This window comes from Brevibacillus humidisoli, assembly GCF_020923435.1.
GTDB classification, from domain to species: domain Bacteria; phylum Bacillota; class Bacilli; order Brevibacillales; family Brevibacillaceae; genus Brevibacillus_E; species Brevibacillus_E humidisoli.
This window is the reverse complement of the sequence record NZ_CP087263.1, coordinates 2457479-2481197: the sequence shown is the minus strand read 5'-3', so window position 1 is coordinate 2481197 and position 23719 is coordinate 2457479. Positions and strand designations below refer to the sequence as shown.

At 49.9% G+C, this 23719-nt stretch carries 23 protein-coding genes; 16 read left to right on the top strand and 7 right to left on the bottom strand.

Annotated features, from left to right (window positions below):
* The first annotated feature begins 5 nt into the window (after positions 1 to 5).
* Positions 6 to 1268, top strand: coding sequence for a nickel-dependent lactate racemase (larA, locus tag LOK74_RS12340; protein ID WP_230042346.1), 1263 nt, complete (start codon positions 6 to 8; stop codon positions 1266 to 1268).
* Positions 1269 to 1400: 132 nt separating this feature from the next.
* Here larA and rpsT read toward each other — a convergent pair whose 3' ends face one another.
* A complete protein-coding gene (rpsT, locus tag LOK74_RS12335; RefSeq protein ID WP_230042345.1) occupies positions 1401 to 1676 on the bottom strand; it encodes a 30S ribosomal protein S20 in 276 nt (91 codons plus the stop codon).
* A gap of 171 nt (positions 1677 to 1847) precedes the next feature.
* On the opposite strand from rpsT, the gene gpr reads away from it, so the two are divergent.
* The 10 genes from gpr (at position 1848) to nikC (ending at position 12494) form a co-directional block, all read left to right on the top strand.
* On the top strand, positions 1848 to 2957 hold the full coding sequence (gene gpr / locus LOK74_RS12330; RefSeq protein WP_230042344.1) for a GPR endopeptidase: 1110 nt from the start codon (positions 1848 to 1850) through the stop codon (positions 2955 to 2957).
* Positions 2958 to 3074: 117 nt separating this feature from the next.
* Complete coding sequence (gene spoIIP / locus LOK74_RS12325; RefSeq protein ID WP_230042343.1) at positions 3075 to 4250, top strand: stage II sporulation protein P; 1176 nt, start codon at positions 3075 to 3077, stop codon at positions 4248 to 4250.
* 6 nt (positions 4251 to 4256) lie between these two features.
* Complete coding sequence (locus LOK74_RS12320; RefSeq protein WP_230042342.1) at positions 4257 to 4562, top strand: DUF3679 domain-containing protein; 306 nt, start codon at positions 4257 to 4259, stop codon at positions 4560 to 4562.
* Between the two features lie 61 nt (positions 4563 to 4623).
* On the top strand, positions 4624 to 5973 hold the full coding sequence (locus LOK74_RS12315) for a sensor histidine kinase (RefSeq protein ID WP_230042341.1): 1350 nt from the start codon (positions 4624 to 4626) through the stop codon (positions 5971 to 5973).
* Entirely contained in the window at positions 5954 to 6586 is a 633-nt protein-coding gene (locus LOK74_RS12310) for a response regulator (protein ID WP_230042340.1), read from the top strand. The genes LOK74_RS12315 and LOK74_RS12310 overlap by 20 nt, the downstream gene beginning before the upstream one ends.
* A 244-nt stretch (positions 6587 to 6830) precedes the next feature.
* Entirely contained in the window at positions 6831 to 7808 is a 978-nt protein-coding gene (locus LOK74_RS12305) for an ABC transporter ATP-binding protein (RefSeq protein WP_277613383.1), read from the top strand.
* The gene (locus LOK74_RS12300) at positions 7805 to 8773 is read left to right on the top strand and encodes an ABC transporter ATP-binding protein (RefSeq protein WP_230042339.1); all 969 of its coding nucleotides are present in this window, start codon (positions 7805 to 7807) and stop codon (positions 8771 to 8773) included. The genes LOK74_RS12305 and LOK74_RS12300 overlap by 4 nt, the downstream gene beginning before the upstream one ends.
* Before the next feature lie 65 nt (positions 8774 to 8838).
* Entirely contained in the window at positions 8839 to 10503 is a 1665-nt protein-coding gene (locus tag LOK74_RS12295) for an ABC transporter substrate-binding protein (protein ID WP_230042338.1), read from the top strand.
* A gap of 74 nt (positions 10504 to 10577) precedes the next feature.
* Complete coding sequence (locus tag LOK74_RS12290; protein ID WP_230042337.1) at positions 10578 to 11582, top strand: ABC transporter permease; 1005 nt, start codon at positions 10578 to 10580, stop codon at positions 11580 to 11582.
* A gap of 21 nt (positions 11583 to 11603) precedes the next feature.
* Positions 11604 to 12494 (top strand): nickel transporter permease, encoded by an 891-nt coding sequence (nikC, locus tag LOK74_RS12285; protein WP_420908785.1) that lies wholly within the window; start codon positions 11604 to 11606, stop codon positions 12492 to 12494.
* A gap of 61 nt (positions 12495 to 12555) precedes the next feature.
* Here nikC and LOK74_RS12280 read toward each other — a convergent pair whose 3' ends face one another.
* Positions 12556 to 13368 carry an alpha/beta fold hydrolase gene (locus LOK74_RS12280; protein WP_230042335.1) on the bottom strand — a complete coding sequence of 271 codons (813 nt, stop codon included), beginning with the start codon at positions 13366 to 13368 and terminating at the stop codon, positions 12556 to 12558.
* A 100-nt stretch (positions 13369 to 13468) separates the two neighbouring features.
* On the opposite strand from LOK74_RS12280, the gene LOK74_RS12275 reads away from it, so the two are divergent.
* From LOK74_RS12275 to LOK74_RS12265, 3 genes are all read left to right on the top strand, one after another.
* A complete protein-coding gene (locus tag LOK74_RS12275; protein ID WP_230042334.1) occupies positions 13469 to 14560 on the top strand; it encodes a M24 family metallopeptidase in 1092 nt (363 codons plus the stop codon).
* Between the two features lie 238 nt (positions 14561 to 14798).
* Positions 14799 to 15278, top strand: a complete 480-nt coding sequence (locus LOK74_RS12270) for a sigma-70 family RNA polymerase sigma factor (protein ID WP_230046991.1) — start codon at positions 14799 to 14801, stop codon at positions 15276 to 15278.
* On the top strand, positions 15269 to 16330 hold the full coding sequence (locus tag LOK74_RS12265) for a hypothetical protein (RefSeq protein WP_230042333.1): 1062 nt from the start codon (positions 15269 to 15271) through the stop codon (positions 16328 to 16330). The genes LOK74_RS12270 and LOK74_RS12265 overlap by 10 nt, the downstream gene beginning before the upstream one ends.
* A 295-nt stretch (positions 16331 to 16625) precedes the next feature.
* Here the strand turns inward: LOK74_RS12265 and LOK74_RS12260 are convergent, their stop codons facing one another.
* From LOK74_RS12260 to istA (LOK74_RS12245), 4 genes are all read right to left on the bottom strand, one after another.
* Entirely contained in the window at positions 16626 to 17846 is a 1221-nt protein-coding gene (locus LOK74_RS12260; protein WP_230042332.1) for an IS256 family transposase, read from the bottom strand.
* Between the two features lie 252 nt (positions 17847 to 18098).
* Entirely contained in the window at positions 18099 to 18791 is a 693-nt protein-coding gene (locus LOK74_RS12255; protein WP_230042331.1) for a hypothetical protein, read from the bottom strand.
* 221 nt (positions 18792 to 19012) lie between these two features.
* Entirely contained in the window at positions 19013 to 19792 is a 780-nt protein-coding gene (gene istB / locus LOK74_RS12250) for an IS21-like element helper ATPase IstB (protein WP_230042330.1), read from the bottom strand.
* Complete coding sequence (gene istA / locus LOK74_RS12245) at positions 19789 to 21030, bottom strand: IS21 family transposase (RefSeq protein WP_230042329.1); 1242 nt, start codon at positions 21028 to 21030, stop codon at positions 19789 to 19791. Before istA (LOK74_RS12245) ends, istB begins: the two co-directional genes overlap by 4 nt.
* A gap of 233 nt (positions 21031 to 21263) precedes the next feature.
* On the opposite strand from istA (LOK74_RS12245), the gene istA (LOK74_RS12240) reads away from it, so the two are divergent.
* Both istA (LOK74_RS12240) and LOK74_RS12235 read left to right on the top strand, forming a co-directional pair.
* On the top strand, positions 21264 to 22775 hold the full coding sequence (gene istA / locus LOK74_RS12240) for an IS21 family transposase (RefSeq protein ID WP_007780157.1): 1512 nt from the start codon (positions 21264 to 21266) through the stop codon (positions 22773 to 22775).
* On the top strand, positions 22772 to 23488 hold the full coding sequence (locus LOK74_RS12235) for an ATP-binding protein (protein ID WP_230042328.1): 717 nt from the start codon (positions 22772 to 22774) through the stop codon (positions 23486 to 23488). The genes istA (LOK74_RS12240) and LOK74_RS12235 overlap by 4 nt, the downstream gene beginning before the upstream one ends.
* A 48-nt stretch (positions 23489 to 23536) precedes the next feature.
* On the opposite strand, the gene LOK74_RS12230 is transcribed toward LOK74_RS12235, so the two are convergent.
* Positions 23537 to 23686, bottom strand: coding sequence for a hypothetical protein (locus tag LOK74_RS12230; RefSeq protein WP_230042327.1), 150 nt, complete (start codon positions 23684 to 23686; stop codon positions 23537 to 23539).
* Between the last annotated feature and the right edge of the window lie 33 nt (positions 23687 to 23719).

Below are 23719 nucleotides of genomic sequence, written 5' to 3'. Positions count from 1 at the left end.
TCAGTGTGAAAACAACTCTTTTGTACGGAAAAACAGGATTAACGATAGAAGTCCCTGATGATTCTGTGATCGTGGAACCAAAACATCTCCCTGGTCTGGCAGATGAGGAGAAAGCGGTACGGGAGGCACTGCAACATCCGATCGGCACTCCTCCACTGCGAGAGATGGTGAAGGAAACCGATAAAGTGGCCATCGTGATCAGCGACATTACCCGACCTACACCCAATCACAAGTTGGTGCCGTGGCTGATCAAGGAATTGCCTCATGTGCCGTTGGAGAACTTTGTCATCATCAACGGCACGGGAACGCATCGTGATCAGACGCGTGAAGAGTTCGTGCAGATGCTGGGGGAGTGGGTGGTTGATCATATTCGCATCATCAACAACCACTGCCATGAGAAAGAAACGTTGGCCAAGGTTGGCCGCAGCCGTTTCGGTTGTGATGTCTATCTGAACAAGGAGTATGTAGAAGCCGATTTTCGGATTGTGACCGGTTTTATAGAACCCCATTTCTTTGCCGGTTTCTCTGGCGGGCCAAAGGGAATCATGCCTGGTATTGCCGGCATTGAAACGATCATGACGTTCCACAACGCGAGGATGATTGGGGACCCCCAAGCAACATGGGGCAACATGGTGAACAACCCGGTGCAGGACATGACCAGGGAAGTAAACCAGATGTGCAAGCCGCATTTTATGCTGAACGTGACATTGAATCGGGAAAAAGAGATTACGCAGGCATTCGCCGGCGAGCTGTTTGCGGCACATGACGCCGGCTGCGCCTTTGCCAAAGAGCACGCGATGATTCGATGTGATCACCGGTTTGATGTGGTGATTACGTCCAACTCCGGCTACCCGCTGGACCAAAACTTGTACCAAGCGGTGAAAGGGATGAGTGCTGCTCATAAGATCGTCAAACAAGGTGGTACGATTATCTGTGCCGCTGAATGCTCCGATGGTCTGCCGAATCACGGGAATTACGCAAAGATCCTGCAGATGAGACGGACCCCTCACGAAATCCTGGAAATGATTAACGATCATACGTTCCAGATGTTCGATCAATGGCAGGTTCAAAAACAAGCCGTCATTCAAGTCTGGGCTGACGTATATGTCTATTCCTCTTTATCTGAGGAAGAGGTAACGAAAGCGATGTTTAAGCCGACCAACAACATTGAGCATACACTGGAACAATTGAGGGAACAGTACGGCGAGGGGATGACGGTCGCCGTTCTGCCGTTAGGTCCGCTCACAATTCCCTACGTGGAAGAGTGAGAACAGCGGTTCAAATCTATCCCCTTTTCCGGTCATAAAAAAACACCCCTAGCAGGATGTATGGGGCAACACCGCAAGGTGCTGTCCCATGTTTTCCAGGTGGGGTGTCTTTCATTTAGATTGGCCTGTTCTTTACGCGACTGGTGAAGTCAACCCGTTGAGCTTTTTCATCAAGCGGGATTTTTGGCGATTCGCCGCGTTTTTATGGATAAGTCCCTTGGTAGCAGCCTTGTCCAGCTTTTTCACAGCGACCACAAGGGAGTTTTTAGCCAGTTCCACGTCGTTTGCGGCAATCGCTTTCTCGACGGTTTTCACAGCCGTACGCAGGTCGGACTTTTGCGAGGCACGGTGCAAACGGCGTTTTTCAATCTGCTTGGTACGCTTGATAGCGGATTTGATATTTGGCATGTCTGTCACCTCCTTACAGCAATCGAACAAAACGGATAGACCGATAAATGGTCTACAGTAGTACAACAAAACATATTCTAGCACGCTCGGTAATCGATTGCAAGAAAGGATTCGGAATAAGTAATACACTTTTATGCAACCTAAGACAAGAAGCAGAAAGGAGGAATCACCGTGACAGAAGCACACAATGTGGATCTGGCGGGATATGGGGTTCGAACCGATCTAGCCTTGGAAGCTCACGAACTGGCTACGAAGGCGCAGGGAAAAGGTGAACTATCCGGGGTTGTCGTAGATACGGACGACACAGATCCGGGCATACGGGTAACCCGGGTCGAGGTGGAGAATGAGGAGGCTGGCCGCCAGATCGGTATGATGCCCGGCCGGTACATAACCATTGAAGCGCCCAAACTGCGGGAGAATGATACAGAGTTTGAGAACGCAGTGATGAGACGGTTCGCCAGAGAGATTGACCGTTATCTCCAGCAACTTGGCCTCGCAGAAGATAAAAAAGCATTGGTCGTGGGTCTTGGCAACTGGAATGTGACACCGGATGCGCTTGGGCCGATGGTTGTCGAGAATCTGCTGGTCACCCGTCATCTGTTCAAGCTGGCGCCGGAAACGGTAGAAGAGGGATACCGTGAAGTGAGTGCGCTCTCTCCCGGCGTGCTGGGGATCACCGGGATCGAGACGAGTGAGATCGTCTTTGGCGTGGTGGAGAAGAGCAAACCCGATTTCGTCATTGCGATCGATTCGCTGGCGTCCCGCGCTCTGCATCGGGTCAATACCACGATCCAGATTGCCGATACGGGCATCCATCCCGGTTCTGGCGTGGGCAACAAACGAAAGGCGATCGATCGAGAGACTCTAGGCATTCCAGTTGTTTCGATCGGTGTTCCAACCGTTGTGTTTGCCTCTACCATCGCGAACGATGCGATCACTTATCTGCTCGGTCACTTTGGTCAGAGCATGAAAGAACAGGATCGCCCCTTTAACCGTTTGGCCGTCTCCGAGCTGCCGGAACGGAGAGAGCCTTATACGGAAGACGATTTGCCGGAGATGGAAGTACGCAAAACGTATCTCGGTTTGATCGGGCAGTTGGCGGAGAACGAGAAGCGGCAGTTGATCCGCGAAGTGCTGCAGCCGCTGGGACAAAACCTGGTGGTGACGCCAAAAGAGGTAGATGAGTTCATGGCCGGAATCGCCAACATCATCTCCAGCGGGCTAAACAAAGCACTCCATCGTCAGGTCGATCAGGAAAGCGTCGGTGCTTATACCCACTAGTGCCGTGAACCTATGATTCTAGCAAGTGTCTAAAATAATGGGTTGTCCGTTCTAGTTTCTCTACCATTGGCATAGTCATAGACTAAGCACACTGGATCCAGCAATGGAGGGGAAAAGATGGCAACCCTTATTCAACGTCAGTTCGTTCTGCTTGCACTCGCAACCGCTCTGCTGTTTGTATTCACCACCTTTTTCGCCTTAAACGGCAGCAGGCCAATGGTTCACTCCGCATCGCTGCAGGTGGCCACATCCAAGCTCTCAAGCCTAGCCCTGCTCCGGATCATGAGCATGGAGATCCCACTCTTGGGTAAAACCGTACAAGCTTCCCTGCAGCCAGAGGACGTCTCGTTGACCGGCATGCTATTCGAGCTGTCGACCGGCATCGCTCCAGGGGATCTGCGTATGCTGCTGGGGAGAGAGCTGCCTGGGTTTCTGGCAGTGACCAATGCCGCCCATGTCATGGCGAAGCAGGATCAATCGCCCGCCCTCTACGTCGAGTCGCCGCCTCCTCCTACGGTAGTCGCCGGAGAAAAGCAGGCTGATCCAGCGGTTCCGCCGAAGGAATCAGGTGATGGATCGGGTGAGCAGACTGCGGACCCAGCGCAATCACCCCCCACGCGGCAAGAAAAAGATGTGGTCTTTATCTACCATACACACAACCGAGAATCGTGGCTCAATGTGGCAAAACGAGTAGGCAACTCCGTCGATCATCCCACAAAGAACATTACGCTCGTCGGCAAGCGATTGGCTCAAGAGCTGCGCGATCTGGGGATCGGAGCAATCGTCAATACCGACGACATCCAACAGCGACTGCTTGATCAGGGGCGAAGCTATGCTCTGGCTTACGCTGAATCACTTAAAGTAGTGGCTGCGGCCAAGCAGAATCATCGGGAACTGCAGTACTTTTTCGATATTCACCGCGACGATATCTCCCGCGAAAAATCAACGGTGACGATAAACGGCAAAACCTACGCCCGGGTCTCGTTCGTGATTGGTACAGCCAACAAGGATTACGAGAAAAATCTGCAGTTTGCCAAGGAACTGCACAAGTTGATTGAGCAAAAATACCCCGGTCTCTCACGTGGTGTCAACGATAAAAACATCAAAGAAGGACACGGGGAGTATAACCAATCGATTTCACCGGGCAGTCTGTTAATAGAAGTCGGCGCAACCAGAAATACGCTGGAAGAGAGCTACAACACCGCTGAAGCATTGGCCGAGGTGTTTGCCGAGTACTACTGGCAGGCGGAAAAGGTTTTTTCACCTGCCGATGACCAGCCTGACAAGAGGTGAATCGGTGTGAACGTGACATTCAAGTTTATCGGCATGCTGGTGATTTTGCTCACAGGCGTCGTGATCGGTCTGCAGACGGCGGAAAAGGGGCTTCAGCGGGTTCACGGCCAGCCCGATGCAAAGCCGCAAACCTTTTACATCACCAAGGTTGATCAGGGGGAAGTGGAAATGGCCGTGATGGGTACGCCGATCAAAACATCTCCGGGCAAGATGGTCAACTATATCAGCGAAGTGGGTAGTGCGCTCGGCCAAATCGTAAAAGACGGGGCAAAGTCAACCTTTCGTTGGCTTGCCTCGTTGTTTGAGCCTTGAATGAGACATCCTGTTCGATTAGACTAAATTTTAAGTCTCCAAGTAGGGAGCAGGGTGCTGGATGAGAAGAATGAGTGATTTGTGGATGGTATGGCTGGGAATCGGATTGATCATCATCGGGATTACCGTACCAGATTGGTTCGGGCCTAACCAGATCGGGCTGACCGAAACACTTCAGGCTATGGAGCGTGAGGAGTCCGGCAGCCTGCTGATGATCGCGGCGTTTATGCTGGTAGCGCTCAATACGATTATTTCCTTCCCGTATTACCTGGGTGCGTTCTTGCTGGGAGAGAAAATCGGCGAAATCTGGGATCGTCCGTGGCTGAAAACTGCTACCCCCCTGGTTGTTGTGCCGTTGGTGCATATCATCATTAACTCAACGATGGAGTTAAGCTACCATTTCGGCGGTACAGCCATTTTTTTGCTGCTGACGATTTACGTGCTGCAGAAGCTAGGCAAGGGCAGACTTGGATTTACGATGAAATCTCTCGTTTTGACGCAGTTGTTGTTTGGTGTCAAATGGTTAAATCTGGTCCCATTCCTATCAGCATATGGCTTCGGCCACGGTTCCGTTTCCATTCAAGTGAAAGAGATGGCCGTGCAGCTGGGTTTTGATCAGGTGCTGACGTTGTATTCTGTGGTCTTATGTTTGATTTTTATGATTAATGCGATTGTTCTTGGGGTGTACCTCGGTGTCTATGCGGAGAAGTGGACCATCAGCCAGGAGCTGCACCGGGCCCAGTTGGAGGCGATGGAGTCCCGCTCTGGCAGGGAAGTGCTGCACCTGGTTCACGATTTGAAAACCCCGCTCACTACGATCGAAGGGCTGATTTCCCTGATCGAGATGCGCTCTGTCGACCACAAAATGAAGGAATACTGCCGGACGATCTCTCTTTCGATCCGCTCGATGAGCGACATGATATCGGAGATTCTGTACGAAAACCGCAAACACTGGTGTTATGTAAAAGATCTGATTGATTATGTGCGAGCTAGCCGCTTGAGCGGGACGAAAGCTTCGCTTGAGATCGAACTGCCAGAAGACCAAAACGTTCGCATCTGGATCAACAAAATTCGCATTACGAGGGCCATTGTCAACTTGATTGACAACGCATTTGACGCTATCCAGGGACGAACTGATGGCAAGGTGACGCTGCGTGCGCAGATCCATGAGAGCGAGATCTGGATCGGTGTGAGCGACAATGGTTTCGGCCTATCCTCTGAAGAGCGAAAAAAGGTCTGGCAGGCAGGGTACAGCACCAAACAGCATCCGGGCGTCGGGCTCTCTTTTGTCCGCCAGGTTGCCGAGGGGCACGGGGGAGCGGTCAGCATCGACAGTGAGATGGGAAGAGGGACAACAGTATGGATTCAACTGCCGAAGGAGGACGCTGCTGATGAAGATTTTGATCATTGACGATGATGCTGCGATTCGCTACATGTTGAGCGAGATTTGTTCATACGCTGGTTGGAAAGCGTTTACATGCGCAAATGGGAAAGAGGGAGTGGGGAGGTTTGTGCAGGATAGCGCCGATGTGGTCCTGGTTGATTATCACATGCCGGAGATGGACGGGTTGCAGACGGTTCGGGAAATCCGCAAACTAGATCGACAAGTCCCGATTCTCGTTCTGACAGTAGATGAACGGCAGGAGATCGCAGATCGGTTCCTGGATGAAGGAGCCACCGACTTCGCCCTCAAGCCGGTGAAAGCTCCTGATCTCATCTCGCGAATTCAACTGCACAAACGGTTGATCGAGCTGACCTCAAACCAACGCGCAGCGAAAAAGCCGGAAGAGGAAGTGTTTGTTACCAAGGGGATCAGCAAAATCACCCTGTCCCATATTGTCAAATACTTGTCTTCACAACGGCAGCCCTGTTTGATCGACGAGATCTCAAAAGAAGTAAATCTGGCCTATCCTACTGTGTATCGCTACCTCGTCTATCTGATGAAGATGGGCAAGGTGCGCGCCATCGTCAGTTATCAAAAAGTAGGACGGCCCAAAAACCGATATCAGTGGATACAAGAATGAACCGCACGAAACAGGATCGTGCGGTACTTTTTTGATTTTTTTCTTTTTTTTCTATTTTGATAATATAGCAAAATTATTATAATCAATATAAAGTCTTTTATAACGAATCATTGCTATTATTGGACAAAGTTGTGAAGTGAGCGGCTATATGTCTTTTCTGCTCTGATTTTACAGCTCGTCCCGGTCTTGATGGACGGATGGAGGACGATCTGATTGATTACGTTGGTTTGAGGGAGTGCTGCTAGTGACGGATGCGATGCTTGAAATCAAAGGACTGCAAACTCATTTCTTCACCGATCACGGCGAGATTCCCGCTGTGGACGGGGTGGACCTCTACATAAAAAAGGGAGAAGTGCTTGGAGTCGTTGGCGAATCAGGTTGTGGCAAGAGTGTTACTTCCCTGTCTGTCATGCGGCTCGTGCCTCATCCCCCCGGAAAGATTGTAGGCGGCTCCATTACTTTTAAGGGGGAAGATCTGGTCGCTGCTTCCGAGAGACGGATGAGGCAGCTTCGCGGCAATCAGATCGCGATGATCTTTCAGGAACCGATGACATCGCTCAACCCTGTATACACCATTGGTGACCAAATCAGTGAAACGGTGCGCCTGCACCGCAAGATGGGCAAAAAGGAAGCGCGTCAGCACGCGGTTGAGATGCTGCAGAAGGTAGGGATTCCCCGAGCGGAGTCGATTGTGGACGAGTATCCGCATCAGCTCTCCGGAGGGATGCGCCAGCGTGTCATGATCGCGATGGCCATGTCCTGTGATCCGGAATTGCTGATCGCCGACGAACCTACAACAGCGCTGGACGTAACGATCCAAGCGCAGATTCTCGACCTGATGCGCAAGTTAAACAAGGAATCGGGGACAGCGATCATGATGATTACCCACGATCTCGGTGTCGTCGCGGAGATGTGCGATCGGGTGGTCGTCATGTACGCGGGGAAAGTGGTAGAAGAGGGAGATGTTCGCTCCATCTTCAAGAATCCGCAGCATCCCTATACAAGAGGATTGATTCAATCCGTTCCGCGGATGGATGAAAAGCGGGAGCGTCTCTACTCCATCGCCGGCAATGTTCCTACCCCCGGCTCGATGCCAAAAGGATGCCGTTTTGCTCCGCGCTGTGAGTCCGTCGTGGATCAGTGCCACGAAGCGATGCCGGAACTGGTCAGTGTGGAAAAGGGACATAAAAGCCGTTGCTGGCTGCAGGGGGGTCTTTCGTGAAACAAGACTTGCTTGAGGTACGCAATCTAAAAAAATATTTTCCCATTAGCGGTGGTCTGCTCAGTCGCACAGTAGGGCAGGTAAAAGCAGTCGACGACGTGTCTTTTGTTGTCAAACGAGGAGAAACGTTGGGATTGGTCGGAGAGAGCGGTTGCGGCAAATCGACGACCGGACGCTCGATCCTCAGATTAATTGAACCCACCGAGGGGCAGGTCCTGTTTGATGGCAAAGATGTCACCAAGATGAACAGCGATCAGCTGCGCACGATCCGCAGAGACATGCAGATTGTCTTTCAGGACCCGTTTGCTTCTCTCAATCCCAGACATACGGTAGAGCGTATCTTGGAGGAACCGTTGATTGTTCACGGCATAGGAGATGCCAAGGAACGCAAGGAGCGGGTGATGCACCTGCTGGAAGTGGTCGGACTGCATGCCTATCACGCAAAACGCTATCCGCACCAGTTCTCCGGCGGGCAACGTCAACGGATCGGCATTGCCAGGGCGTTGGCCGTTCACCCCAAGCTGATTGTAGCGGATGAACCGGTCTCCGCGCTGGACGTATCGATTCAGTCCCAAGTGTTGAACTTGATGCAGGATCTGCAAAAGGAATTCTCTTTAACCTACGTCTTTATCGCCCACGATTTAAGTGTGGTCAAACATATCAGCGACAGGGTGGGTGTGATGTACCTCGGCCGGCTCGTGGAGCTTGCCGGCAAGGATCGTCTCTATGACTATCCCAAACATCCGTATACGCAGGCGCTGCTGTCCGCCGTGCCGATCGCCGATCCAGACGTCGAGCGAGAGCGGATCATCTTGCAGGGCGATGTACCCAATCCGGCCAATGCGCCTGCTGGCTGCGCGTTCCACACCCGCTGCTCGGCGGCGATGGAGATTTGCAAATCTGTCCGTCCGCAGTTTGAAGATCTGGGGGATGGTCATTTTGTAGCCTGTCATCTTTATAACTAGTTTCCGCAACCAGGAAGCAGTTATGGAGATATATCATTTTTCATCATCAAAAGGGGGCAAAATGAATGAGAAAGTGGAAATCGGTGGCCATGTCCATGATCATGGCCATCTCGCTCAGCCTGGTCGGCTGCAGCGGGGGGGCTGATCCAGCCCAAGAAACAAGCGGTGGAAACACGACGCAGGATGGCGGCACTTCACAACCTGCCGAATCGGCCGCATCGACACAAGACACGCTGATTGTCGGACGGGGTGGAGACTCTTCCGCACTCGATATGTCGATCGTTACAGATGGCGAGTCGAGCAAAATCGGACAGCAGATTTATGAGACCCTGCTTGATTACAAGGAAGGAACGACGGAGGTCGTCCCAGCTCTGGCAGAAACTTATGAAGTGTCCGACGATGGTTTGACCTATACGTTCAAACTGCGTCAAGGCGTGAAGTTCCACGATGGAACCGATTTTAATGCCGAAGCCGTCGTGTTTAACTTCATGCGCTGGCATGATCCCAACAGCGAGTACAAATTTGAAGGGGACTCCTTTGATTACTACAACAGCATGTTTGGACCGCCGGACAACCGCGTGATCAAGGAAGTAAAAGCGGTTGATGAGCATACGGTGCAGTTTGTGCTCAACAAGCCACAGGCGCCGTTCTTGCAAAATGTGGCGATGCCTTTCTTCGGAATTGCCAGCCCGACCGCGATCAAGGAAAAGAAGGAGAAATTTAAAGAAGAGCCGGTGGGTACCGGACCGTTCATGTTCCAAGAGTGGAAACGGAACGATTCGATCACGCTGGTGAAAAACCCGAACTACTGGCAGGAAGGACTGCCTAAGCTGGAAAAAATCATCGTTCGTTCCATCCCGGACAACTCGGCCCGACTGACTGCACTGCAGGCAGGCGAGATTGACCTGATGGAAGGTCTCAATCCGGACGATCTCACCATCGTCGAGAACAACCCGGATTTGCAGAAGTTCACCCGTCCTTCGTTTAACGTCGGGTACGTCGGATTTAATCTCAAGAAGAAGCCATTTGACAACAAGTTGGTACGTCAAGCGTTGAACCATGCGGTCAACAAGGAAGCGCTGATCCAGGCCTTCTACGCAGGTCAGGCGATCCCAGCCGTCAACCCGATGCCGCCGGTACTGCTGGGTTACAACGACGAAATCCAGGATTATCCGTACGACCTGGAAAAGGCAAAAGAGCTGCTGGCGCAGGCAGGATATCCAAACGGATTTGAAGAGGAATTTGTCTTCTATGCGATGCCGGTTCCCCGCCCCTACATGCCGAACGGCCAGAAAGTGGCGGAAGCGCTGCAGGCAGAGTTCGCCAAGATCGGCGTGAAGACGAGAATCGAATCTCCGGAATGGGCGGTCTACCTGGACGATACGCAAAAAGGAGAGAAAGACCACATCTTCATGCTCGGCTGGCAGGGTGACAACGGCGATCCGGACAACTTCCTGTACACGCTGCTGGACAAAGATACGATTGGCAGCAACAACTACTCGTTCTACGCCAATGACGAGCTGCACGAGATTCTCTCCGCCGCTCAGGCTGAAACCAATCAAGACAAGCGTGCCGAACTGTACAAACAGGCGCAAGTGATCATCAAGGAAGATGCTCCTTGGATTCCGCTGGTTCACTCCACGCCGCTGCTGGCTGGAAAGGCCAATCTGAAGGGATACGTGCCGTCTCCGACGGGATCTGAGTCGTATGCGAACGTTTACTTTGAGTAATAGGACTGACGAAAAGGGTAGTAGGTTTCTACCTACTCCCTTTTCTCATTCAATCGAAAGCAGGTGATCACAACATGGCAGCGTACGCGATCAGGAGACTGTTGATGCTTATTCCGGTGCTGCTGGGGATGAGTATCATCGTGTTTTCGATCATTCACGCCATCCCAGGCGATCCGGCAGAAGTGATCCTCGGCGAGAAGGCGAGCGAAGAATCCAAGCAGGCTCTGCGGCTTGAGCTGGGGCTGGACAAACCGTGGCTTGAGCAGTACGGCATTTACATGCAAAACTTGTTGTCGGGCGATTTGGGCAATTCGATCCGGACTAGGGCACCGATCGTAGAAGAAATGCTTCCTTATTTGGCAGCGACGCTGGAGTTGACCGTGGTCAGCATGCTGATTGCCGTTTTTGTCGGGGTGAATGCCGGGATTCTGAGCGCCTGGAGACAGAATTCGTGGTTTGACTATATGAGCATGCTGATCGCGCTGATTGGCGTCTCCATGCCAATCTTTTGGCTTGGTTTGATGGAGCAGTGGGTGTTTGCTCTGGAACTGAAGTGGCTCCCATCCAGTGGACGGATGAATGTACGGGACCCCGTTGAAGCAGTTACGCACTTGTACATCATCGATTCGATGCTGGCAGGTCGCTGGGATCAGCTGTGGACGGTGATCAAGCACTTGATCCTCCCCGGCATCGCACTGGGGACGATTCCGATGGCGATTATTGCACGGATGACTCGTTCCAGCATGCTGGAAGTGATGCGTTCCGATTACATTCGGACCGCGCGCGCGAAAGGGTTGGCCCAGTTTTTTGTGGTGTACAAGCATGCACTGAAAAATGCCTTGATTCCGGTTGTCACAGTGATTGGTCTACAGACCGGCCAACTGCTCGGCGGTGCAGTGCTGACGGAGACGATTTTCGCCTGGCCTGGCATTGGACGTTACATTTTCGATGCGATCAGTTTTCGCGATTATCCGGTGATTCAATCTGGAATTCTAGTGATTGCGTTTATTTTTGTCATCATCAATCTGCTGGTTGACCTGCTCTACGCCAAGCTGGATCCGCGCATCAAATATCGATAAGGGGTGATTGAATTGGCACAACTGACCGCTGACGTAAAGCCCAACCAGCAACAGAAGTTGCGTGAACCGATTTCCTCCCCTTGGCGGGATGCGTGGCGCAGCTTGAGAAAAAACAGGCTGGCCATGGTCGGATTGTTTCTGATTCTCTTTTTTATCCTGCTTGCTGTGTTTGCTCCGCTGCTGACCAGTTACGGCTACAATGACCAGGAGTTGATGAACCGGCTCCAACCCCCTTCGGCAGAACATTGGTTTGGAACCGACGATCTAGGCCGGGACTTGTTTACCCGGGTGATCTATGGTGCACAAATCTCCTTGTGGGTAGGGTTTTTCGCGGTAGTCGGCTCGATCATCGTTGGTTCTCTATTGGGGATTCTTGCCGGTTATTATGGAAAATGGGTGGACATGCTGATTTCTCGTTTGTTTGATATCATGCTGGCTTTCCCTGCGATCTTATTGGCGATCGCCATTGTCGCCATGCTTGGCCCTTCCTTGCAAAATGCTTTGATTGCGATCGCGGTGGTCAATATCCCGACGTATGGCCGGCTAGTGCGGGCCAAGGTTCTCAGCCTGAAAGAGGAAGAGTTTATCATGGCAGCCAAGGCATTGGGCATGAAAGACAGCAGACTCTTATTCCATCACATCCTGCCTAACAGCTTGGCGCCGATCATTGTGCAGGGAACACTGGGGATTGGCACCGCCATCATTGAAGCGGCAGCACTTGGTTTCTTGAACCTTGGAGCACAGCCGCCCGAGCCGGAATGGGGAAAAATGTTGTCGGATTCCCGGCAGTTTATCCAGATCGCTCCTTGGACTTTGATTTTCCCAGGTTTGTCGATCATGCTGACGGTTTTAGGATTTAACCTGGTTGGAGACGGATTGCGCGATGCGCTTGATCCTCGTATGAAGAACTAGTCCCCTCTAGCAAGCCTTCGCCATGCTGTTGGCGGGAGGCTTTTTTGCCTGTTGCACTCGGCTACTTCTCACCCTGCATGACTAACTGCTTGTCTGTGGCCAGAACGCGATCAGCGAACTGTCGGCAGAGGCGGTTGAAAACAGGAGCAGCTTTGGTCACCACTTGATGAGAGACGCGCGGGATCAATGTCAACTGGGAGCTTCGCAGCTGTTCTTGCAGAATCTTGGCGTATCGGTGCATCGGCTTATCTTCCCCTCCGTAGACGAGCAGGACGGGAGCTGCGATTTCTTTCAGCTGATCGGAGCAGTGGTAATCATGGCCTGCTTTGTACAGCTGATGAAGGGTGGGCGGGTCGGTTCTGCTCCCGTGTTGGGTCCATAACTGGCGTTCGGCGGGATCGTCGAGGTGAGATTGGGCCGTGGAGTGTACAATCAGCAGCAAGCCCCGGGCAGCTGACATCGCTTCCGCCAGGTAGTAACGGGAGTGCAGGTAGAAATCACTCACCTCGGAAAAGCCGCTTGCCAAGATGAGCCCGGCGATTCGTTCAGGGAAGCGCAGACAGCACTCCAGTGCGAGCGAGCCGCCTTGCGAATAGCCGCAGATGAGCGCTTTTTCCAGCCCAAGCTGACGAAGCAAAGCCTCCAGATCGTCCGCTATCTCCTCCAAGGCAAAGGGGCGCGGAACAGGAGAACTGTCGCCATGCCCGCGCAAGTCTGGTAAGATCAAGAGGTGATCTGCAGCGAGCGGCTGTTGTCGCAAAAAGTTGATATAACCAATAGCAGGGGCATGGATGAACAGAATCGGCGTTCCCTGACCGCTAATATGGCAGGCTAATGTTCTGCCATCAGGCAGATCTACATACTTTTGTTCCAAGGTGTTTCCCTCCTTTTTCCGGCTCTGCCTTATGATGCGCGAATCAGCTGAGACCTATTGATCTGTCCCCAATATTGAAAAAAGGTTAGGTGGTGTATCGATGGATTCTTCCCGTTTTCAAAGACTTCGTGCGTTCATGGAACAGCAGAATCTACAGGCGGTTCTGCTGACATCGCCCAAACACGTTTATTATTTCACCGGGTTTTACACCAATCCGCATGAGCGGTTTTTGGGGCTGCTGGTCCCACACCATGGCGAACCCGTGTTGATTGTACCGGCGCTCGATGAAGAAGCAGCCCGGCAAACATCATCGATCCAACAAATCGTCAGCCATACCGACACGCAAAATCCATATCTGTTGCTCCGGTCGGTGATGCCCGCTGCTGTAAACCGGCTTGGAGTAGAAAAAGATCACTTGTCCGTTACCCGTTTTGAAGAGATCATCGATCAGCGGATTGCCAGCGAATACGTCAATGTCGAGGAAGTGCTTCGCGCGATGCGGCTGATCAAGAGCCAGGATGAAGTAGCGCGAATCCGGAAGGCGATTGATCTCGTTGAGGACGTGCTGCGGGAAGGACTGCAAAAAGTGGCAGTCGGCGTAAGAGAGATTGAGCTGGCTGCCGAACTGGAATACTTGATGAAAAAGCGGGGAGCAGACGGCCCTTCTTTTGAGACGACTGTCCTGTTCGGAGAGAGGTCGGCCCTGCCACATGGCATCCCTGGAGAACGCAGGGTAGCGTCAGGCGAACTTCTGTTGATTGATATGGGTGTGGCAGTCGATGGCTATGTATCCGATATCACTCGTACTTTCGTCGTCGGGGAAGCAAGCGAGCAGCAGAAAGAGATCTATGAGGCGGTCCTGGCTGCCAACCAAGCGGCAATCTCAGCAGTGAGACCGGGTGAAAGGTTAGCCAGCTTGGACCTGACCGCCCGCCGGCTGATTGCCGAACGCGGTTTCGGCGATTTCTTCATGCATCGGTTGGGACATGGTATGGGGATGGACGTACACGAGTATCCGTCCATTCACGCAGAGAGCGAGGGGACTCTGCAGCCGGGCATGGTGTTTACGATCGAACCGGGCATCTACCTGCCTCACTTAGGCGGCGTGCGGATTGAGGATGATGTGCTGGTTACGGATGACGGCGTTGAGGTTCTGACCCGTTTTCCAAAAGAATTGACAGTGCTCGGCTGATGCTAAGCTAGTAGAACTGTTGGAAGGCTTAGAGCGGTTTGACCGTTTTAAGCTTTTTTCGTATGTTCAGGAGAATGAGTCTGTCTTGTAATTTGGTTGTAACGGATGGAGGGTGTGCCGCATCTAAAGAATGAGCGTCAAGAGGGCAGGATGGCAGGAGGTGTGGGAACTGGCAACGGAACAACCGGAACAACAGCACCGGCTTCGCCGTATATCGGAAGCAGCGTTCGACCAGCTGATGCGTGAATACGGTACACGAGTGCTGCGACTGGTCTACTTATTCGTCAAAGATCGCAGTATAGCCGAAGATATCACACAGGATGTATTTGTTAAAGTATATCGACACCTGCCCGAATTTCGCCACGAAAGCTCGATTCACACCTGGATCTACCGCATCGCGGTCAACGAGTGCAAGGGGTATCTGCGCTCATGGGACTTTCGCAAGATCGTGCCAACCTCGAAAATCCAACAGGAAAGCGGTACGACCGTGGAGGCGGAGGCACTGGGCAATCTCGACCGAGCAGATGTGACGCGCGTGGTGATGTCTCTGCCATACCGGCATCGGCAGGTGATTGTCTTGTACTATTATAGCGAGTTGTCGATAGCAGAAGTGTCGGCCGTATTGGGGCTGTCGGAGGGAACGATTCGCACCAGGCTGCATCGCGCCCGCCAGAAGGTGAAAGAGTTGCTGATAGAGGAGGGGCTGGGATGGACGTAGATAGACGGCTCAAAGAATGGAAAGAATCAGCTGATTCTGGTGTTCTGCGTGACCTGTCGTTTACCCCGCAGATGGAGCAAAACGTGAAGCATAGGGTAGCCGACAGCCGGAAGAGTCCTTCACTGCGCAGGGCACAGAGATGGATGGTGGGGCTGGCCATCGCGGCCTGTACCGTCTTTGCGTTCGTCAATCTGCCATCGTTGAGTGAGGATCGCCTCGGAGCGGGGAGGGAGACAGATGGCTGGAGTGGTCAGGAAGCGGCGGAGTGGCAGCCGTCTCCGATTGCGACCGGACATTACCAGGGAGAGGCGTTCTCCTATTGGGGAGAGAAACCGGTGCGCATGATCGCGGGTCATTTCTACGAAGATCAGGCACAAAAAACGGTCTGGCTGTTGAATCAGCCCCCTTCGTCCAGCGTGCAGATCCATGCTGTCAGTCAACAGGGGGAGCGGATTGACTTTGGGAGCTTTGATCTGAAAGGGCCACTTTACGATGCTGATAGCCACATCACACTGGACATCGCACTTCCTTCGCCGGACATCTGGAAGCTGGAGGCATCGTCGGGGGAGCAGCCGGTAGGCCACCTGTTTGTCGAGGTAAAGCCGGGCTTCTCAGATGCGACAATCTCGATTGTCGAGCCCTTGATTACGCAGTATCTGGAAGACGAGAATCATGCTGATTTCTCCTGGATTGGGCAGCCGCGGCACGCCAGCATCCGGCTGATCGGGATAGAAAGCAAAAAGACTGGATACAAAACCGTGTATGCTTGGGGACTCGTTGAGAGGTTGGTGCGTCATGACGACAAGTGGGAAAACGAGTCGGGCTTCAGTGCACCAATGACGTTTACCATCGAACCGGCCGGACATGGCTACCAGGTGACCGGTCACCAAATACCGAAAGACGGTACGTTGTATTGGCCGAGTATCGAGCAGATGTACCCGTCGAAGTATCGACAAAAGCTGAAAGAGCTCACAGCTACTCCAGAGGAGCACAACCAAATGATCGACGACCTGCACGCCCGCAATCAGGCCAAGGCAGAGCAGGTAGAGTAAGGAGGGGGAAAACACTATTTTGTGGGGGATAAAAAAGGGAAGTTTCTACTCAGTCCGACAGGCGAGGTCGGTCTAGGAAACGGGCAACTTAACCTTGAAAGGTAGCGCTGATGATTTCACACGGGTCTGTCAAGATTTTTGTGTAAACTTAATCAACCGATATATGAAAAGGTTTCATCCCATAATCGGAACATCTTTCTCGTAGCCAATGGGGGTCAAGGGCGTAAGGCGTAGCAAACCCTTGACCTGATTGGCGAAGAGAAAGACAATCTTTTTGGGGATGAAGCCTTTCATTTTAACGAATGTACGGTTGTACTCTCTCTTCAAAGAATACGGATAGTTGTAACAGGATCTGTCCCCAGTTTTGGACTCGTCCCGTCCATTTCCGTAAGACATCCATCGTCACGAGATAAAGCATTTTGAGAAGGGCTTCGTCCGTTGGAAATACAGCTTTTCCTTTCGTAACTTTCCGTAATTGTCGATGGTAACTCTCAATGACATTCGTCGTGTAAATGAGTTTTCGAATCTCTGGTGGGTATTTGAAGAAGGTGGCGATTTCGGCCCAATTGTTCCGCCAGGAACGTACCAACAAGGGATATTTGTTACCCCAGGACTGTTCAAAATGATCGAGTTCTTCTAAGGCTGCTTGCTCCGTTGGAGCCTTATAGATCGGCTTAAGCTCTGACGTAATCTTCTTCAAGTCCTTGTATGACACATACTTGATGGAATTCCGAATCTGATGGATGATGCACTTCTGAATTTCTGTCTTCGGGTAACATGCCGATATGGCTTCTGTAAAGCCTTTCAGGTTGTCAACGGAAGTGATTAAAATATCTTGGACACCACGGTTCTTCAACTCGTTAAGTACGTGGAGCCAAAACTTCGCGGATTCATTTTCCCCGATCCAGATGCCAAGGACATCTTTGTGGCCATCCAGATCGATGCCAATGACCATATACGCAGCCTTATTGACGATGGCTCCGTCCTGCTTTACCTTAAAATGAATCGCATCCATGAAAACGACAGCGTACACCGATTGCAGGGGACGATTCTGCCACTCTTTAATCAAGGGAATGATTTTGTTCGTTACGTTGGAAATGAGTGTTGGCGAGACCTCAATGCCATAGAGCTGCTGCAGGTGATCTTGAATGTCGCGAGTGGATACCCCTTTGGCGTACATGGCAAGAATCTGATCTTCGATCCCTGTAACGTTTGACTGGTGTTTCTTCACGATAACGGGATCAAACTCTCCCTCTCGATCCCGTGGTACCTGAATGTCGATATCACCATATTCGGAACGAACGGTCTTCTTGCTGTATCCATTGCGACTGTTCGTGGTTCGTTTGTTTTTGGAGTCATGCTTCGCGTAGCCAAGTTCAGTCTCCAATTCGGCTTCCAGCATCTCCTGGATGGTGTCAGCGAACAGCTCTTTTAAAGCTGATTGCACATCCTCCATCGACTTCATGTTCTTTTCCTTAATCCACTGCCTGAGTTGCTCTTTTGGTATGAGGCTCATAAAAAATCCCAACCTTTCTAAGTTAATTGTAAATGAGTAGGTTGAGAGTTTACACAAAATATTTTATAGACTCTTTCACACTTAGCTCCCGGGTGGAATTCTTTCATCTTTAGAGCGGAGAAGATGAAGCCTCCTTTGTTTTCAGTCTTATAGGCATCTCAGTTCCTAAAAACATGTAAAACCCTATACTTTAGCCAGAAATCATCCCGACGTAAGTAGGGATGATTTCTGGCTTTTACAGTATTCAAAAACTTATGGTAGGTCAATATAAACACCTGTGTCTGGCATATCAGCTTGTTTCAGCATCCCTGAAACGCTTAATTGACCAGTTATCAGGTTAATAACTAGCGATGCCACACTACCTTCAGCATGAGTATAGTGTCCATAAACATTCCCAGAATTCCGATCCCAATCATTCAGATAGGTCCTGTAGTACATGTACCCTTCATGATTTCTGACATCAAAGGAATTATCACTAGCAAGAAGATCAACTTCAAAAGCTAGACCCTCTGAGCTCATCTCATCTGCTGACCTGTCTGTTACAGATTTAGTGTCATAATATTCACCAGCAAAGTACCGATCGTAATAATACTTGAAATATTCGCTATCCTGTTCATAAGTAAAAAAGTCATGGTGAGTTATAGCGACAACGTCTGTTAATTCAAAATACGGTTCAGTCAACCACTCGAAATCATGCTTAAACTTATACTCACCCGTTGGTGCTTTAGAATCGTCTTTGTATTTCGTGATTCTTGTTTCCATGTACATCCACGAAGTTTCTGAATCATCGTCATAGGATGCTAATGCGTTAGTTTGACTTGCGTCTTGGGTTTTTTTCTTTATCTTTTCCTTATGCTCTTTAACTTCTTTTAGGGCTTGTTGTTTACTAATTTTTACTGGCTTTTTCCCTTTTTGGACACGATAGTACTCACCTACAGCTGACACAAGCTCTCCTTGATCATTTTTCTCTCGCTCGTACTCTTCTGGAGTCATTATCTGGATTTGTTCTTCTGTGTAGCCAAGTTGTATCAGTCGATCGATTTCCTTTTTGTTGTCAACTGCAAATGAAAATTCCCCATTATCTGCACTTGAATTTTCCCCATATTAGGCAATAGGTTTGTTTGAATAATGCCCCCCGAGGGGGGCTGGCGGCGGGAAAATTCCGTTCATTCGGTTTTATCTTCAATTGTCTCTGGTCGAAAGAAACCAGCTTTTTTCTTCTCCTTTATGCGATAACTTTCTCCTTTAATGTTGATGGTGTGGGAGTGATGCAATAATCGATCAAGGATGGCGGTGGCAAGTACCGTATCTCCAAATATCTCTCCCCACGAACCATAAGACTTGTTCGAGGTAAGAATAATCGAACCAGATTCATAACGCTCCGAAACGATTTGAAAGAAAAAATGAGCTGCCGTTTCATCCATCTTGCGATAGCCGATTTCATCAATGATCAGTACATTCGGCTTAATAAAAGCCCGCATTTTTTGTTTGATACTATTGTTTTGATGGGCAATCTGAAGTGTCTGAACCAAATCGTGAGCAGTTGTAAAGTAAACTGTCAAACCTTGCTTAATGGCTTCCAGAGCCAATGCAACAGACAAGTGGGTCTTTCCGACTCCTGGCGGACCCAGCAAAATGAGATTCTCCTGTTGGTGCACAAACCGGAGGGTTGCCAAATCACGAATCCGTCTTTCATCTACGGAAGGCTGGAAACTGAAATCGAATTGCTCTAATGTTTTATGGTAGGGTAAATGAGCCAATCGTGTCTTCATTCGAATAAATCGATCCCTCTTGGCCTTGATTTCCTCTTGCAAAAGCTTGTCCAAGAACTCCAAATACGATATATTCTGAGCAGCAGCTTCTTCTGCGTGGTGGTGAATAATTTCCGGGATTCGTACCCATCCCATTTGCGAAAAGGCTTCTTCTAAACGGGACTGGAGCATCATTGTACGATCACCTCCTCGTCAGCAAACTGCTCGTAGACTGATAAATCACGTTCCACCACTTCAGGGCTTGGATTTGAAACCAGACGCGGCATAGGTTGGGGAGCCTTCACGCGACTTTGGGTTTGAATCCCCTCGAAGTGTTTTTTATTGGTTACGACTTGTTTGGAACGAACTGCTTTTTGATGTTCAGCGATAATCGTGTTGCCCTGATAGATCCGGATATGACCATTCTGGAGATCTTGTACCTGTACCGTATGACCAATATAGGTATAGGGTACAGAATACCTGCTTCCTCCGTAAGAAACGAGCAAATCGTTGGATACTCTTCGAGTATGCCGTTCTACTTCTTCGAACGGAACCGGGTTAAGCGGCTTCAACTGTTCATGTTTCCATCGATCTACCGGCTTTTCATGTGTGGTGCCGTGAATCCGTACATTGGCTACCGTATCCAACCAATGGCGTACTTGTTGATTCAAGTCACTCAGGCTGGTAAACGACTGTACGCGAGGCCAAAAATTCTTTCGCACATAGCCAACACCATTTTCTACTTTCCCTTTTGTTCGTGCACGGTAGGGGGCACAACGCCGGAGGGTAAAGCCGTGATGACTTGCAAACTGAGAAAAACGTTCATTCCACAATACATGGCCTTGGTCGTCGTAACCTGCAATGACGGTTTTCATATTGTCGTACAAGCATGTATCCGGTCTGCCTCCAAAGTATTGCATGGCACGTAAGTGACAGCCGATGAGGGTATCCAGCCGTTCGTTCTCCGTAAATTCCACATACAACATTCTCGAGTATCCCAAAACCATGACAAAGGCGTATAGTCGTTTATATCCACCATTCCATTCCACTTTGAAATGTCCCCAGTCTACTTGCGCTTGCTTACCAGGTGTGGTTTCATAACGGATCGTTGCCTTGGAGGTAACGACGGGGCGCAATGGTTCCATGAAGGAACGAAGGAGTCTAATTTGTCCTGAGTATCCCTGGGCTCTAATTTCATCAAACAAGACAACAGCATTTAAGCAGCCTTCTTCCATTCTCGCTTTGATATAGGGTTTAAATGGATCGAGGATGCTTGCTTTTTTGACGGTTCGCTGGTATTTCGAAGGTTCATCTCTCTTCAGCCACTTACGGATTGTTTTTCGATCCCTCCCTAATTCGTTCGCAATTTGCGTGGTACTCATTCCTCTTTGTTTCATGTCTTTAATCAAGTAAAACTCCCCATTCTTTAGCATATTTCTCTCCTCCAGGGAGAGATTTTCTGCCGAAAGTGGGGAATTTTCAAGTGCCGTTATTGAGGATTTTAACAGTGCCGTTCACATTGTTTAGTTTTAGTTTGTTTATGGCATGATTTAAATGTACTAAATGGCAGCTAATTTATGCTCATATTAAAAAGAGCCACTTGCAACATCTATTAAAAAACATACACTCCCCGTTGGGCATAACGTTCATGGGAGGTATATAGGAGATGTTAGCAATGGCTGAAGTCAATTATATCAGACATGAAACAAACACAAAAGGTCGCTCCTACTCTTCTGTTGCAAGACAGATGAATATGGATCGCAGGACAATCAAGAAGTATTCGGAGATGGAGGATTTCAATCAGGAGGTGAAGTCTGTACAGACAAGGAAAGCCAATGTAATGGATCCGGTTAAACCAATCGTTGATCAATGGCTACTTGAAGATATGGGGAAGAAAAAGAAGTTCAGAAGAACCGCAAAGCGAATCTATACTCTTCTCGTTTCGGAACATGGATTCCAAGGCTCTGACCGTACGATTCGTGCCTATGTGGCGAAAAGGAAAGCCGCCTTATTGGACGAGAGCAATGACACTGCCTTACCGTTAGAGGCGAAGGCCGGCACAGCACAGGTAGATTTTGGGGAAGCTCCTTTTAAGCACAGGGGAAAAGAGGTCATCTTGCCCTTCCTCGTCCTCTCATTCCCTTACAGCAATTCATTCCTGTTTCAAGTGTTCCCTTCCCAAAACCGGGAGTGTTTTCTACAAGGACTGACGAACATGTTCGCCTTTCTAGAAGGCGTGCCGCATACGATCCGTTTCGATAACCTGTCACCTGCGGTGAAGAAAGTGCTGCCAAACGGGGAACGGCAAGTAACAGAGGAATTCGCTCGTTTTGTTGCCCATTATGGCTTCCAATATGAATTCTGCAATCCGGGAAGCGGAAACGAGAAAGGGCACGTGGAAGCAATGGTCAAATACATACGAAACAACTATCTGTTGCCGGAAATCCACTATGAAGACCTGTCGGTCTTGAATGAGAAGACCCTGAATTGGAGCCTGGGGGATCGGAAACGTTGCCACTATGAAAAGGATACCCTGATTGCCGAACTATATTTGGAAGACAAGGAGCGCTTCCTCCAACTGCCCGGTAAAGCGTACGAATGCGTTCGGTTCGAGCAGGTCAAAGCGGATAAATACGGAATCGTCCGTATTGACCAAAAGCAATATTCCACTTCGCCACGCTTTGCGGGACAAGCGGTATTGGCGAAGATCTCATTTGATACGATCTCGCTTCTGAACGAGGAAAATGAAGTGATCGTACGCCACCCCAGATTATATGGGGAGACAAAGAAGTCGATGGACTGGCAACCTTATCTGACCTTGATGGCAAAGAGGCCAACCGCTTTGAAATACAGCTCATTCTACGATCAATTGCCGGAGGAATGGAAAGCCTTTTTCGGTGAATGTACAGTCGAGGAGAAACGGAATGCTCTCCAACTTTTATCCGTCATATTAAAGGAACAGGATTTCGACATATCTCTACAAGCCCTACGGATTGCATCCGAACATGGACATCCTACCACGGAATCCATCAAGCACGTCTATTATCAGCTTGTGAATGGACGAGGCATTCGAGAAACACTGTCGCTTCCGCCTTCAGTGCCATCAACTAGAAATTCAAGCAGAGGCCTCTCTCATTATGATCGGTTGATGATTATGCCAGGAGGTGAGCAGCGGTGAGAAGCCTCATTGAAGAGCATGCCAAGCGTTTGAAATTAAGTTGGATACGGGAGAATTATCACGCGGTGGAAGCTGAAACACATGAAGAATTTCTGCTCTGCTTATTCGAAAGGGAAATACAGCAACGAGAGGAACGGAAGCTCAATCTCCTTCTCAGTCAATCCTGTTTGCCGGATATATCTGGCAAGCAGCTAGAATGGCACGGTATTCATATGAATGGAAACATTACAAAGGAAGAAATCTTGCAAGGCAGGTTCATAGAGAGAAAAGAGAATTTAATCCTATATGGAGGCGTCGGGGTCGGGAAAACGCTTATGGCAGCCTTGGCAGGCTGGAACTGCATCCAAAAAAGCCAAAAACGGGTGCGCTTCTATACAGTCGCTCAACTCGTGAACAGCCTGTTAGAGGTTAACGAGAAGGGAACTCTTGGTAGGCTGTTTAAACAAATAGAGAGCCTGGATCTATTAATTCTTGATGAATTAGGCTATGTACCCCTTCACAAGCAAGGAGCAGAGTTACTGTTTCAAGTGATCAATCTGTGTTATGAAAAGCGTAGTGTCATCATAACCAACTTACAGTTCGGCCAATGGAATCACGTTTTTGGCGATCCAATACTGACGGAAGCATTCATTGATCGTCTCATTCACTATTCGCATTTGATTGTTTTTAATCGTGATAGTTTTCGTCATAAGGATTCACTGATGAATCGATGATACCCTGGTTGGCAAGTGTGCATTTTTAATTGCCAAGCGGTACATTTTCTACTTGCCAAATACATTTAGTTGATTTTTTACTACTGTCTGACTAGACTCACCGTTGTCCTGTGTACTATTTGCCGCAAAACTAGGGTTACTAATCGCCAACGCCAAACCGAGACATAATGAAAGAGTTGAAAGCAAAGATTTTTTCATTTCCTTACACCTCCATTTATGGTAAAATGCATC

Coding starts and splice junctions, on each gene's coding strand:
- rpsT (WP_230042345.1), bottom strand. CDS start 1,676: ATGCCAAATATCAAATCCGCTATCAAGCGTACCAAGCAGATTGAAAAA.
- spoIIP (WP_230042343.1), top strand. CDS start 3,075: ATGGCAACCCTTATTCAACGTCAGTTCGTTCTGCTTGCACTCGCAACC.
- LOK74_RS12315 (WP_230042341.1), top strand. CDS start 4,624: ATGAGAAGAATGAGTGATTTGTGGATGGTATGGCTGGGAATCGGATTG.
- LOK74_RS12310 (WP_230042340.1), top strand. CDS start 5,954: ATGAAGATTTTGATCATTGACGATGATGCTGCGATTCGCTACATGTTG.
- LOK74_RS12295 (WP_230042338.1), top strand. CDS start 8,839: ATGAGAAAGTGGAAATCGGTGGCCATGTCCATGATCATGGCCATCTCG.
- LOK74_RS12290 (WP_230042337.1), top strand. CDS start 10,578: ATGGCAGCGTACGCGATCAGGAGACTGTTGATGCTTATTCCGGTGCTG.
- LOK74_RS12275 (WP_230042334.1), top strand. CDS start 13,469: ATGGATTCTTCCCGTTTTCAAAGACTTCGTGCGTTCATGGAACAGCAG.
- LOK74_RS12270 (WP_230046991.1), top strand. CDS start 14,799: ATGCGTGAATACGGTACACGAGTGCTGCGACTGGTCTACTTATTCGTC.
- LOK74_RS12265 (WP_230042333.1), top strand. CDS start 15,269: ATGGACGTAGATAGACGGCTCAAAGAATGGAAAGAATCAGCTGATTCT.
- LOK74_RS12260 (WP_230042332.1), bottom strand. CDS start 17,846: ATGAGCCTCATACCAAAAGAGCAACTCAGGCAGTGGATTAAGGAAAAG.
- istB (WP_230042330.1), bottom strand. CDS start 19,792: ATGATGCTCCAGTCCCGTTTAGAAGAAGCCTTTTCGCAAATGGGATGG.
- istA (WP_230042329.1), bottom strand. CDS start 21,030: ATGCTAAAGAATGGGGAGTTTTACTTGATTAAAGACATGAAACAAAGA.
- istA (WP_007780157.1), top strand. CDS start 21,264: ATGTTAGCAATGGCTGAAGTCAATTATATCAGACATGAAACAAACACA.
- LOK74_RS12230 (WP_230042327.1), bottom strand. CDS start 23,686: ATGAAAAAATCTTTGCTTTCAACTCTTTCATTATGTCTCGGTTTGGCG.